The sequence below is a fragment of the Streptomyces thermospinosisporus genome (genome assembly GCF_039526425.1).
GTDB lineage: Bacteria > Actinomycetota > Actinomycetes > Streptomycetales > Streptomycetaceae > Streptomyces > Streptomyces thermocarboxydovorans.
This window is the reverse complement of record NZ_BAAAIZ010000017.1, coordinates 120,769-133,349: the sequence shown is the minus strand read 5'-3', so window position 1 is coordinate 133,349 and position 12,581 is coordinate 120,769. Positions and strand designations below refer to the sequence as shown.

Sequence of the window (12,581 nt, the reverse complement as noted above, 5' to 3'; positions counted from 1 at the left end):
GCCCGCCCTTCACGGGCGGACGGCGGCACAGGGCACCGGGAGGTGCCGGGGCGTCAGAGGGCGGAGCCCGCCTTCCACTGCTCCCAGCTCATGTTCCAGCCGTTGAGGCCGTTGTCCGGGGCGATGGTCTTGTCGCCGGTGTTCTGCACGACGACCACGTCACCGATGAGCGAGTTGTTGTAGAACCAGGCGCCCGGCGTGTTCGGGTCGTTGGCGCCCTTGACGTCCTGCAGGCCCACGCAGCCGTGGCTGGTGTTGACGTTGCCGAAGATGGACTTGGCGCCCCAGTAGTTGCCGTGGATGAAGGTGCCGGAGGTGCTCAGACGCATGGCGTGCGGCACGTCCTTGATGTCGTACTCGCCCTCGCCGTCGTCGTCGGTGAAGCCGACGGTCGCGCCGTTCATCCGGGTCTCCTTGAACTTCTCGGAGATCACCATCTGGCCCTCGTACGTCTTGTTCTCGGGCGAGCCGGCGGAGATCGGGATGGTCCGGATGGTCTTGCCGTCCTGCGTGACCTTCATCTGCTTGGTCTTGGCGTCGACGTAGGAGACCTGGTTCCGGCCGATCTTGAAGGTGACCGTCTTCTGCTGCACGCCGTAGACGCCCTCGGCGCCCTCGACCCCGTCGAGCGCCAGCTTGAGGGTCACGGTGGAGCCCTCCTGCCAGTACTTCTCCGGGCGGCAGTCCATGCGGTTGGCGTTGAACCAGTGGCAGGCCACCTCCTGACCGCTGGTGCTGGTGACGGTGATCCCCTTCTGCACCGCGGCCTTGTTGGTGATCGCCTTGTCGAAGTTGATCGACACCGGCATGCCGACGCCGACGGTGCTGCCGTCGTCCGGGGTGAAGGTGCCGATGAAGCTGTTGGCCGGGGAGACGGTGGTGAACGAGGCGTTCTCGTGGGCGGCGCGGCCCTCGGAGTCCTCGGCGGTGACCGACAGCTTGTAGGTGGTGGCACGCTCCAGCTGGACGGAGGGCTTCCAGCTCTTCTTGTCCGCCGATATCTCGCCCTCGACGGGCGTGCCGTCGGCGGTGGTCAGCTTCACCTCGGTGAGCGTGCCCTTGGCCACGGTCACGGTGGCGGCCTTGTTGATGGAGGCGTTGGTCGAGCCGTCCTTCGGCGTGATCTTGATCTGTGCCTCGGAGGACTTCTTGGCGGCGGCCTCGTCGACCTGGGACTGCGAGTCGCCGTTCCCCCCGTCGCCGGAGCCGTTGTCGTCGCCGCCGGAGCAGCCCGAGAGCACCAGCACTCCACCGAGCAGAGCGGACGCGGCCATCAGACCCCTGCGCCGCTTACCGTCCGTCATCACACGCTTCTCCATCGTTGCCGATTCCCCAGGTCCCCCGCGAGCCCTCCCGCCCGGGCACGCCCGGCCCGAGAAGACCCCGCAATAGCTTTCAACGCTACGACCGTTCGATCCCGTTCCCCACGGCCCGCGGGTGTGGGGCTCACCACGTCCGCTGTGGCGGACGGTGCGGAAGTCGGTCCGCGCGCCGGTTGAGACGTCGTGTGCCCGGGCGGCGGTTGCCGCCACGGGTCACGATTTCCCCAAGCCGGTCGGCCGGCTGCCGTCCCGCCGTCACCGCGGGCACAGGACCGGTCCTGGCTCATGGTCGTCCAGAGCCGTCAGATTCCTGTCAGTCGTAACCGTCAGTCGTCCCGTCAGTCCTCCCGCCAGTCCTCCCGTCAGTCGTCCTGTCAGTCGGCCTTCAGCCGTCCCGTCAGTCGTCGTAGGGCTCGTCGCCGCCATCATCCTCGCCGAGGTCCCACTCGGGCGAGTCCGGGTCGTAGTCGATCCGCTCACTGCTCCAGGAGGCCTGCTGCAGTTCCACCCCCGGCACCTCCCCCACCAGGTCGAACGGGTCCACCAGATAGGCGAGGGCCTCGGCCGTGTCCTCCGTCACAGCGCTCTCGGCGTGCGCCCGCTCCGCCTCCGGCATGCCCTCGTCCTCGGCGATCCGGCGCAGCGCGGCCTCGGTCACCGCGCCCTCGTCGTCGACCTGGAGCACGACCTCGAGACGAATCCGTACAAACCCTGATGTCTCTGCAGTAGTCATGCCCGGAGGGTACGGCCGGAGGCTCCCGTGACTTTCCTGTGACCCGCGACTTTCACTAACATCGCCCCACACGGCCAATTCGCCAGCGCCACAAGGGGATCGATATTCCGTGTCATCCGCCGTCCGTCCGTTGCTGACCGCCACCGCCGCGGGCACCCTGCTGTGCGCCCTGTGGTTCGTCCCGTCCGCCAACGCGACCTCGGAATCCGCGGAGCCGGCCACGACCAGCCCGTCCCCGCAGGCCACCGAGCAGGGCCGAGCGGCGTCCGCCCCCTTGAACAGCGCCGAGGAGGCCGACGCCGGGCAGAGCGGCGCCGACCGGGAGGACGCCCGCCTCGCCGCGACGGGCTCCTTCGACAGCACCCCGTACATACTCGGCGGCACGTCCTTCCTCGCCTTCGGGGCGGCCTTCGTCACCTACTCGATCCGCCGCGAGCGCCTCGACTCCTAGCCCGCGCGCCCCGCACAACTCACGCTCACCGAACGGCAGTACGCCCATCCCCACGTGACGACCGTCGGGGCCCCGCGGACACCTCCGCGAGACCCCGTCACGACCACGACGGCGCATCACCTCACCGCAGCGGCCCGGTGACCTTCTCCGCGGCCGCGATCAGACGTCCCTCCCGCACGAACGCCTCCGCCACGGCGAGATCCGGCGCCAGATAGCGGTCCGCGCCGGGACCTGCGACCCCCGCCTCCCGTACGGCGTCGATGACGGCCCGCGTCGCGGGCGCGGGCGTGAGACCCTCGCGCAGCTCCACGGCCCGGGTGGCCGCGTACAGCTCCACCGCGATGACCCGGGTGAGATTGTCAACGGCCGTGCGCAGCTTGCGTGCCGCCGACCAGCCCATGGACACATGGTCCTCCTGCATCGCGGAGGACGGGATGGAGTCCGCCGACGCCGGTACGGCGAGCCGCTTCATCTCGCTCACCAGCGCGGCCTGCGTGTACTGGGCGATCATCAGACCGGAGTCCACACCGGCGTCGTCGGCGAGGAACGGCGGGAGACCGTGGCTGCGGTTCTTGTCCAGCAGCCGGTCGGTGCGGCGCTCGGCGATGGAGGCGAGGTCGGCGGCGGCGATGGCGAGGAAGTCCAGCACATAGGCGACCGGGGCGCCGTGGAAGTTGCCGTTGGACTCCACCCGGCCGTCGGGCAGCACCACCGGATTGTCGACGGCGGAGGCCAGTTCGCGCTCGGCGACCGTCCGGGCGTGCGCCAGGGTGTCCCGTCCGGCGCCCGCCACCTGCGGGGCGCAGCGCACGGAGTAGGCGTCCTGGACCCGCGGGGCGTCGTCCTGGTGATGCCCCGTCAGACCCGAACCCTTCAGCACGGCCAGCATGTTGGCGGCGCTGGCGGCCTGGCCGGGGTGCGGGCGGATGGCGTGCAGCTCGGGGGCGAGGACCTTGTCGGTGCCGAGCAGCGCCTCGAGGGTGAGGGCGGCGGTGACGTCGGCGGACTTGTACAGGGTCTCCAGGTCGGCGAGGGCCATGACCAGCATGCCGAGCATGCCGTCGGTGCCGTTGAGCAGGGCGAGGCCCTCCTTCTCGCGCAGCTCTACGGGCCGGATGCCGTGCTCGGCCAGCAGCTCGGCGGCGGGCCGCACCGTCCCGTCCGGTCCCTCCGCCTCGCCCTCGCCCATCAGCGTCAGGGCGCAGTGGGACAGCGGGGCCAGGTCGCCGGAGCAGCCGAGGGAGCCGTACTCGTGCACGACCGGGGTGATGCCGGCGTTCAGCACGTCGGCCATGGTCTGCGCGACCTCGGGCCGTACGCCGGTGTGCCCGGAACAGACGGTCTTCAGCCGGAGGAACATCAGGGCCCGGACGACCTCGCGCTCCACCCGGGGCCCCATGCCGGCGGCGTGCGAGCGGACGATGTTGCGCTGCAGCTGAGCGCGCAGGTCGGGGCTGATGTGCCGGGTCGCCAGGGCGCCGAAGCCGGTGCTCACCCCGTAGACCGGGTCCGGCTTGGCGGCCAGCGCGTCCACGATCTCCCGGGACGCGGCGAGCGCTGCCACCGCCTCGGGCGACAGCTCGATGCGGGCGCCGCCGCGCGCCACGGCGAGCACGTCGGCCGCGGTCACGCCGGACGTCCCCACCACCACAGTGTGCATATCCATATTCAGGAGCGTACGCAGTGAATTCCGAACTGTCACCACTGGGAGCGGGGTTCACCCCTTACCGATCCGGTCACAACGCCGCCTTCAGGGCGCGTGCCGGCCCCGGAAGCGCCGCCGCTCCCCGTCGCCCGCCTCGCCCACCGGCTCGTCCGCGAGCCGTACGACGGGATCGTCGGGGCCCTCCCGTCCGGCGACCACCGGATGGTCCAACCGCTCGGCCTTGGCCCGGTACTGCGCCGCGTCGGCCAGCCGGAACAGCCGCCGCGCCGAATGCACCGGACCGATCGGATCCCCCGTGGACGCCACTCCGCAGGCCACCCCGTCCCCGAGCCCCAGTTCGACGGCCCTGCGGCACACCTGGTCGGCCGCCTTGACCACCTCGTCCGCCGGCGGCCCCACTACCAGCAGACAGAACTCGTCCCCGCCGAGCCGCGCCGCCAGCGCGCCCGGCAGGGTGGCGCCGCACAGCGACAGCACGGTCCCGAACCGCTCCAGCAGCCGGTCGCCCACGGCATGACCGAGCGTGTCGTTCACCCGCTTCAGCCCGTTGAGATCGCACACCACCAGGCTGACCACGGCGCCGTCGCGCCGATGCCGCTCGATGGCCTCGTCCAGCCGTGCGTCCACCGCCCGCCGGTTGGCCAGCCCGGTCAGCGCATCGGTGTACGCCAGCCGCCTGGCCTCCTCCAGCCGCTCCGTCTGCGCGATGCCCGCGGCCACCACGGCGGCGAGGACCGTCGCGAAATCGGCGTCACTGCGACCGAAGACGGGCGCACCGACCGGGCGAGCCACATACAGCTCACCCCAGGCCCGCCCGTGCAGCACGATCGGGGCGACCACACAGCAGCCCCGGCCGCGGCGGCGCAGGGCGGCCACCCGCTGATGGCAGTAGCCCGGCCGGCCGGCCGCCGCCCCCTCGGCCGTCTCCACCCAGGCGTCCGGCTCACCGCCGCCGGCCCACCGTTCGTGCAGGAACTCGGTGATCTCGGCGAACTGATGCACCGGGTAGGACTCGTCCTCGGGGAACTCCTCCTCCCCCTCGGCCAGCTCACCGACGTTCACCAGGACGCGGAGCCGGCCGAGCTCCCGCTCCCACACGGAGAGGGCGGCGAAGCTGCCGCCGAGGGCACGGCGGGCGCCGGTGGCCGCCGCCTTCCAGGCCTCCCGCGCGTTCTGCGCCGCGGCCATGCTCTGGGCCAGCGCCACCACCGCCGTCAGCCGGCTGTCCTCACCCATTCCTCCAGGCTAGGGAGGTTTACGCAGGAAAGGGACTCAAAACGGGCGAAAGGGTCGCACCCGTCCGCGGAGCACCTCCCGTCACTCGCCGGGCCACTGAGGCTTGCGCTTCTCGTTGAAGGCCGCCACACCCTCCGCCCTGTCCCCGGAGAAGGCCACGGAGCGCCAGGCCGCGTCCTCGATCTCCAGTCCGGCCGGCAGGTCGATCCCGTGACCGAGGCGCAGGGCCCGCTTGGCGGCACGCAGCCCCACCGGCGAGTTGGCCGCCATCCGCGCGGCCAGGCTCAGGGCCTCCTCCCGGTCCCGGCCCTCCTCCACCAGCTGATCCACGAGGCCCAGCTCGCGGGCCTCCTCCGCCTGCACTCTCCGCGCGGTGAAGATCAGCTCGGCCGCCCGCGCGGCCCCCACCCGCCGCGGCAGCAGCTGCGTCCCGCCACCGCCCGGGATCACCCCCACGGAGACCTCCGGCAGCCCCACCACCGCCGTACGGTCCGCCACGATGACATCGCAGGACAGAGCCAGCTCGAAGCCGCCGCCCAGCGCGAAGCCGTGCACCGCCGCCACCGTGGGCATCGGCAGCTCCAGCACACCCGTGTACGCACCGCGCGCCACCGGCCGCTGGCGCACCAGATCGGCGTCGCTGAACGAGTTCCGCTCCTTCAGGTCCGCACCCACGCAGAACGCCCGCTCGTGCGACGAGGTCAGCACCACCACCCGCACCCCGCGGTCCGCGCTCAGCGCCGCACACGCCCCGGCGATGGACCGGGCCATCTCGGTCGACACGGCGTTCATGGCCTTGGGCCGGTCGAGGACCAGCTCCGCGACATGCCCCTCCTCATGCCGCCGCACCAGCACGAACTCCCCGAACCGCTCCTCGCTCATGACACCCTCCGGTTAACGTGTGTTAACAAGTTTGCCGTTCCGATCATCGCAGGCCGCGTCCGCCGGGAAAAGGGCGTACGCCCGGTTCCCCGATCACCCCCCGTCCACCCGTTCGAGTGACTTCGGGCGACTTCCGGCCCCGCCGCCCCGCCGAACGCCTAACGTGCGCAGCACGGCGGGCGCACTCGGGGGCGCGTTCGCAGGGGAGGGGGATCGCGATGACCACGGACACACCACAGCGCACGACCCAGCGTCCACCCGCGCGCGTCCGCTTCACCACCCGCATCCGGGGCCGTCACCGCCGGCCCCGCCACCGCAAGGCCCTGGTGGCCGCGGGCGGCCTGGCCCTGGCCATGGGCGCGATGAGCGTCGTACGCCTGGCCACCACCCCCGGCCCCGCGGACACCGCCATCGGGACCACCCCCGTCACCCCCGCGGTGACCCTCAGCCCCTCCGCGACGCCCCCGTCCCCGGACCGGACCGGCGCACCCCGCCCCGACCGGCCACGCCCGACCTCCCCCACCGCCCTGGGCGCCAAGGACTCCACGCCCCTCCCGGAAGCCGTGGAGGACAAGCAACCACCCGACTCACCGGCCCCGGCGACCCCGTCCGCACCCTCCGGTCCGGACAAGCCTCCGCCCGCATCATCGACGCCCCGGACACCACCGCAGGACCGCCGCCCGGCCCCGGGGCCCCCTGCCCCGCCCCACGCCCCGTCGACGCCCCCACCCCCCGCCGACGACGACACACCCGGAGGCGGAAACGGCGGCGGCAGCGACAACGACCAGGGCCTGTGTGTACCGCTCCTCGGCGTCTGCGTAGGCGGCGGCCTGGGACTCGGCCTGGGACTCGGCCTCGGACTCGGACTCGGAGGCTAGGAGGAGGACGACGAGGCCGGGGCGGAGTCACGGCGGGTGAGCAGCCAGGGCTCCACGACACCCAGACCACGCACCGGACGCTGCCACATCGGCTGCAGGGCGAACCGGTACGCCGGCGGCTCCTCCCCCTCCTTCTCCGCGGCCGCCGCTGCCTCCGCCGCGGCCGCCTCGGAGGCGGGGGCGTCACCGGTACGGATCAGCTCCTCGGCGAACGCGGTGTCCACCAGGACGGCGTCCCGGGGAGCTATCGAGGTGAGCCGGGAGGCCAGGTTCACCGTCGTCCCGAACACATCGCCCATACGGGTGGTCACCGTGCCGAAGGCCATCCCGACCCGCAGCTCCGGCATGGTCTCGTCGTTCGCCATCGTCTCGATCAGCCGCAGGGCGATCTCCGCGGCCGTACCCGCGTCGTCGGCGGCGTACAGCACCTCGTCGCCCAGCGTCTTGATCAGCCGTCCGCCGCGGGCGGCCACCAGGTCCGCTGCCGTGGTCTCGAAGGCCTCGACCAGCTCGCCGAGCTCCTCCTCCTCCATCCGCCGGGTGAGGCGGGTGAAGCCCACGAGGTCGGCGAAGCCGACGGCCAGGCGGCGGTCGACCATCTCCTCGTCGTCGGCGCCCTGCACCACGCGGCCGGCCGAGGCGGCGAGCTGCCGGCGCCAGACGTAGACCAGGAACTCCTCCAGCTCGGGCAGGAGCAGCTCGATGATCGGGTAGGTCACCTCGGTGCGGGTCATGCCCGGCTCGGGCGGCTCGGTCAGCCCCTCGAGGAAGGAATCGATCTGCCACTCGGCCAGGCGGGCGGTGGTCTGGCCGGTGGAACGTGCCACCTGTACGGCCATGGCCTCGCTCAGCAGCCCCGCCTCCACGAGACCGGCGAGGCGGCGCAGGGCGAGTACGTCGGCTTCGGTGAGGGCCTTGGCCTGGCCGACGTCGGCGAAGCCCATGGCTCGCCAGAAGCGGGTGGCGAGTTCCATGGTGACGCCGGCGCTGCGGGCTGCCTGGAACGGGGTGTAACGGCGCTCGGCGCCCAGAATGAGCTGTTCGAGGCGCAGAGCGAGCGGATCCTCACCGGTGTCGGCGCCCTGCGCGTCCGTGCCGGAACCCGAGTCGTCGACGGTCACGCGTTGCTGCCCTTCCGATCTGCCATGGCCATGTATCGACCGGCCACAACTCTACGGCAGGTGTGCGCCAGCTCACTCCGTTCGGTCGAGCAGGGGGTGAGGTGAGGGGGTGCACCTGCCTGACGGGGTTGCGCGGGTGCGTGCATTGTCAGCGCCGGTTTGTGCGGGGGGCTGCGCCCGGCTGAGGAGGGGGCGCCCTTTGAGCGGGGCTCGCGCGCATTCGGGTTGACCTGGGTCCACGGGCACCCGGGGTGGGTGCGGTCCACGGGCACCCGGGGTGGGGGCTGGCCGGGGGTGGGTTGCGCTAGCCCCGCTGAAGGGGGTGCCTCCCCCACTCTCGGCTGCGCTCGAGCGGGGGCACCCCCATCGCCCACCCTCCCCCACTCTCGACTTCGCTCGAGCGGGGGGACCCCCATCCGACTTCGCTCGAGCGGGGGGACCCCCATCGCCCCAGGCGGCACGAATGCCCGCAGCCAGGCGGTTGGCGTAACGCCCATGCGCTTGGGCAACGCCTGGACGGGCACCCGGCGCGGGTGTGGGCCGGGGGTAGGTGGCGCTCACCCGCGCTGGCGGGGTGCCTCCCCCACTCTCGGCTGCGCTCGAGCGGGGGCACCCCCATCGCCCACCCTCCCCCACTCTCGACTTCGCTCGAGCGGGGGGGACTCCCATCGCCCCAGGCGGCACGAATGCCCGCAGTTGGGCGGGCCTGGCTGCCCGCAGCTACGTGGGCGTGGTAGCCGCGCACGGCGATCAGCAAGGGCACCGGGCTTGGGCGGCCGCAGGCGCGCGCGGACGGGAGGGGTCGGGGTGGTGGTGTCCGCCCGCAGCGGCTGGCGCGTCAACCGCAGTAGTCCGTAGGAAGCCGATTTCGCGCCGGACCGAGGACGGATACCACCACCGCGGCCCCGACTCACCCACCCACCGTGGGCGCTACGCGCACCCCCACCGGAGGGACAGTTGCGCCGCAGGCATGGCCACGCGCACCCCCACCCAGCCGCGCGGACGCGAGGCGCGCGACCCAGGAGAGCCGTGCCGGCGCCGCAGAATCGGACGCGCCCCCACCCAGCCGCAGCCAGCCGCAACGCGCCCTCAGTCCGCGGGGCGCAGGTGGATGATGTCGCCGGCGCCCACCAGTTCGCGAAGACCCTCGGGGGTGGCGAGGATCAGGCGGCCCTCGGAGTCGATGGCCACCGCCTCCCCCACCACGGACCGGTCCCCGGGCAGCTCCGCCCGCACCGTGCGGCCCAGCGTCGCGCACCCCGCCGCGTACGCCTCCTGCAGCCGGCACAGCCCCGCGTCACCCCCGGCCGCACGCCACCGCCCGTACCAGTCGTCCAGCGACCGCAGCACCCCCCGCAGCAGCGTCTCCCGGTCCGTGCTCACCGCCCCCGCCAGCGCCAGCGACCCCGCCGTCGGCACCGGCAGCTCCGCCTCCCGCAGCGTCACGTTGATCCCGACGCCGATCACCACACCGCCGTCCCCGGCCCGCTCCAGCAGGATCCCGCCCGCCTTGCGCTCCTCACCGCCGACCTTCACCAGCAGGTCGTTGGGCCACTTCAGCGCCGTGTCCACCCCGGCCGCCCGCGACAGCCCCGCCGCCACCGCGACCCCGGTCAGCAACGGCAGCCACCCCCACCGCTCCACCGGCACACCCTCCCCGGGCCTGAGCAGCACCGAGAAGAACAGCCCGGACCGCGCCGGCGCGGTCCACTGCCGGTCCAGCCGCCCGCGCCCCGCCGTCTGCTCCTCGGCGACCAGCACGGCACCTTCCCCGGCCTCCCCCTTCAGCGCCCGCTCCACCAGATCCGAGTTCGTCGACCCCGTGCGCTGCACCACGTCCACCTCGGACCACAGGCTCCCCTCCCGCACCAGCCCCCGCCGCAGCGCGGCCACATTCAGCGGAGGCCGCTCGAGATCGGACCAAGGACTGCTGTTCTCTGATGCATCACGCGGCGTCATGCAAGCCACGATAGGTGTGGCAAAGACCGCACTGCCGATGTCAAGGCACCCCACTACGCTACGGATGAGTAACCGTCCCCCCTTTTGAGCAGGCAGGGAGCCGCATCCCGATGTCCGAGCCGGAAGAGCAGCAGCCTGACATTCACACGACCGCGGGCAAGCTCGCGGATCTGCAGCGCCGTATCGAAGAGGCGACGCACGCCGGCTCCGCACGCGCCGTCGAGAAGCAGCACGCCAAGGGCAAGCTGACGGCCCGTGAGCGGATCGACCTCCTGCTCGACGAGGGTTCCTTCGTCGAACTGGACGAGTTCGCCCGGCACCGCTCCACCAACTTCGGCCTCGACGCCAACCGCCCCTACGGTGACGGCGTCGTCACCGGGTACGGCACCGTCGACGGCCGCCCGGTCGCCGTGTTCTCCCAGGACTTCACCGTCTTCGGCGGAGCCCTCGGCGAGGTCTACGGCCAGAAGATCGTCAAGGTCATGGACTTCGCGCTGAAGACCGGCTGCCCGGTCATCGGCATCAACGACTCCGGCGGCGCCCGCATCCAGGAGGGTGTCGCCTCCCTCGGCGCGTACGGCGAGATCTTCCGCCGCAACACCCACGCCTCCGGTGTGATCCCGCAGATCAGCCTGATCGTCGGCCCCTGCGCGGGCGGCGCGGTCTACTCCCCGGCGATCACCGACTTCACGATCATGGTCGACCAGACCAGCCACATGTTCATCACCGGCCCCGACGTCATCAAGACCGTCACCGGCGAGGACGTCGGCTTCGAGGAGCTCGGCGGCGCCCGCACCCACAACACCGCCTCCGGCGTCGCCCACCACATGGCCGGCGACGAGAAGGACGCCATCGAGTACGTCAAGCAGCTCCTGAGCTACCTGCCGTCCAACAACCTCTCCGAGCCCCCGTCCTTCCCCGAGGAGGCCGACCTCACGGTCACCGACGAGGACCGCGAGCTGGACACGATCGTCCCGGACTCGGCGAACCAGCCCTACGACATGCACTCCGTCATCGAGCACGTCCTCGACGACGCCGAGTTCTTCGAGACCCAGCCGATGTTCGCCCCGAACATCGTCACCGGCTTCGGCCGCGTCGAGGGCCACCCCGTCGGCATCGTGGCGAACCAGCCGATGCAGTTCGCCGGCTGCCTGGACATCCAGGCCTCGGAGAAGGCCGCCCGCTTCGTGCGCACTTGCGACGCCTTCAACATCCCGGTGCTGACCTTCGTCGACGTCCCCGGCTTCCTGCCCGGCGTCGACCAGGAGCACGACGGCATCATCCGCCGCGGCGCCAAGCTGATCTACGCCTACGCCGAGGCGACGGTCCCCCTGATCACCGTGATCACCCGCAAGGCCTTCGGCGGCGCCTACGACGTCATGGGCTCCAAGCACCTGGGCGCCGACCTCAACCTGGCCTGGCCCACCGCCCAGATCGCGGTGATGGGCGCGCAGGGCGCGGTCAACATCCTGCACCGCCGCACCATCGCGGAGGCGGACGACCCCGAGGCGACCCGCGCCCGGCTGATGCAGGAGTACGAGGACACCCTCCTCAACCCCTACATCGCCGCCGAGCGCGGCTACATCGACGCGGTGATCATGCCGTCCGACACCCGCGGCCACATCGTCCGCGGCCTGCGTCAGCTGCGGACCAAGCGGGAATCCCTGCCCCCGAAGAAGCACGGCAACATCCCCCTGTAAGGAGCCGTTGTGACGATCAAGGTCGTACGGGGCAACCCGACACCGGAGGAGCTCGCCGCCGCCCTGGCGGTGGTGAGGGCCCGCGCCGCGGCGGCCTCCGCCGAGCCGTCCGGCGCGCCCGCTCCTCGCGACGCGTGGTCCGACCCCTCCCGGATCGCGGCGGGCCATCTGCCGCAGCCGGGCCCGGCGTCCTGGACCCGCACGTACTGGCCGGCCTGACCCGCCGGCGCCCCTCGGCGGCACGGGGCGGGGCTGCTGTGCAGCCCCGCCCCGCGAACACCCAGCCGCGCGTGCTGTGCAGCCCCGCCCCGCGAACACCCAGCCGCGCGTGCTGTGCAGCCCCGCCCCGCGAACACCCAGCCGCGCGTGCTGTGCAGCCCCGCCCCGCGAACACCCAGCCGCGCGTGATTTGAGTACGCCTACTCAGGCGCCCCGCACCCCCGAAGCCGCAGGCTGGGTGCATGCTGTGGTCCGACCCCGAGAACGAACCGCCCGAAGAACTGCGGAACACGCAGGCGATGCTGCGGCGGCTGGGCGTTCTCATGGCGTTGGCCATGGTGCTCGCGATGCTCGTGATCGGCGTGAGGTGAGGCATCGAAGTGAGGTGAGGCATCGAAGTGAGGTGAGGCATCG

The 12,581-nt window shown here is 72.2% G+C and carries 12 protein-coding genes; 5 read left to right on the top strand and 7 right to left on the bottom strand.

The window, feature by feature from the left end:
• Positions 1-53 precede the first annotated feature (53 nt).
• Both ABD207_RS07730 and ABD207_RS07725 read right to left on the bottom strand, forming a co-directional pair.
• Positions 54-1,304 carry a L,D-transpeptidase gene (locus ABD207_RS07730; protein WP_344011097.1) on the bottom strand — a complete coding sequence of 417 codons (1,251 nt, stop codon included), beginning with the start codon at positions 1,302-1,304 and terminating at the stop codon, positions 54-56.
• A gap of 415 nt (positions 1,305-1,719) precedes the next feature.
• On the bottom strand, positions 1,720-2,055 hold the full coding sequence (locus ABD207_RS07725) for a hypothetical protein (RefSeq protein WP_344011095.1): 336 nt from the start codon (positions 2,053-2,055) through the stop codon (positions 1,720-1,722).
• Positions 2,056-2,164: 109 nt separating this feature from the next.
• Between ABD207_RS07725 and ABD207_RS07720 the strand changes: the two genes are divergently transcribed.
• Positions 2,165-2,506 (top strand): hypothetical protein, encoded by a 342-nt coding sequence (locus tag ABD207_RS07720; RefSeq protein WP_344011093.1) that lies wholly within the window; start codon positions 2,165-2,167, stop codon positions 2,504-2,506.
• 121 nt (positions 2,507-2,627) lie between these two features.
• Here the strand turns inward: ABD207_RS07720 and hutH are convergent, their stop codons facing one another.
• From hutH to ABD207_RS07705, 3 genes are all read right to left on the bottom strand, one after another.
• Positions 2,628-4,166 carry a histidine ammonia-lyase gene (gene hutH, locus ABD207_RS07715; RefSeq protein ID WP_344011174.1) on the bottom strand — a complete coding sequence of 513 codons (1,539 nt, stop codon included), beginning with the start codon at positions 4,164-4,166 and terminating at the stop codon, positions 2,628-2,630.
• A 90-nt stretch (positions 4,167-4,256) separates the two neighbouring features.
• The gene (locus ABD207_RS07710) at positions 4,257-5,408 is read right to left on the bottom strand and encodes a GGDEF domain-containing protein (protein ID WP_344011092.1); all 1,152 of its coding nucleotides are present in this window, start codon (positions 5,406-5,408) and stop codon (positions 4,257-4,259) included.
• Between the two features lie 81 nt (positions 5,409-5,489).
• A complete protein-coding gene (locus ABD207_RS07705) occupies positions 5,490-6,290 on the bottom strand; it encodes an enoyl-CoA hydratase/isomerase family protein (protein WP_344011091.1) in 801 nt (266 codons plus the stop codon).
• Positions 6,291-6,508: 218 nt separating this feature from the next.
• Between ABD207_RS07705 and ABD207_RS07700 the strand changes: the two genes are divergently transcribed.
• Positions 6,509-7,168, top strand: coding sequence for a hypothetical protein (locus ABD207_RS07700; protein WP_344011090.1), 660 nt, complete (start codon positions 6,509-6,511; stop codon positions 7,166-7,168).
• Here the strand turns inward: ABD207_RS07700 and ABD207_RS07695 are convergent.
• Together ABD207_RS07695 and ABD207_RS07690 are read right to left on the bottom strand one after the other, a co-directional pair.
• Positions 7,165-8,289, bottom strand: a complete 1,125-nt coding sequence (locus tag ABD207_RS07695) for an adenylate/guanylate cyclase domain-containing protein (protein WP_344011089.1) — start codon at positions 8,287-8,289, stop codon at positions 7,165-7,167. The two genes, ABD207_RS07700 and ABD207_RS07695, sit on opposite strands and share 4 nt — an antisense overlap.
• A gap of 1,089 nt (positions 8,290-9,378) precedes the next feature.
• Positions 9,379-10,248, bottom strand: a complete 870-nt coding sequence (locus ABD207_RS07690; RefSeq protein ID WP_344011087.1) for a biotin--[acetyl-CoA-carboxylase] ligase — start codon at positions 10,246-10,248, stop codon at positions 9,379-9,381.
• 110 nt (positions 10,249-10,358) lie between these two features.
• On the opposite strand from ABD207_RS07690, the gene ABD207_RS07685 reads away from it, so the two are divergent.
• The 3 genes from ABD207_RS07685 to mmpB all read left to right on the top strand — a co-directional run bounded on the left by ABD207_RS07685 (position 10,359) and on the right by mmpB (position 12,538).
• On the top strand, positions 10,359-11,948 hold the full coding sequence (locus ABD207_RS07685) for an acyl-CoA carboxylase subunit beta (RefSeq protein WP_344011085.1): 1,590 nt from the start codon (positions 10,359-10,361) through the stop codon (positions 11,946-11,948).
• A gap of 9 nt (positions 11,949-11,957) precedes the next feature.
• Complete coding sequence (locus ABD207_RS07680) at positions 11,958-12,167, top strand: acyl-CoA carboxylase subunit epsilon (protein WP_167997994.1); 210 nt, start codon at positions 11,958-11,960, stop codon at positions 12,165-12,167.
• A gap of 242 nt (positions 12,168-12,409) precedes the next feature.
• Positions 12,410-12,538 carry a morphogenic membrane protein MmpB gene (gene mmpB, locus ABD207_RS07675; RefSeq protein WP_344004462.1) on the top strand — a complete coding sequence of 43 codons (129 nt, stop codon included), beginning with the start codon at positions 12,410-12,412 and terminating at the stop codon, positions 12,536-12,538.
• The last annotated feature ends 43 nt before the right edge of the window (positions 12,539-12,581 follow it).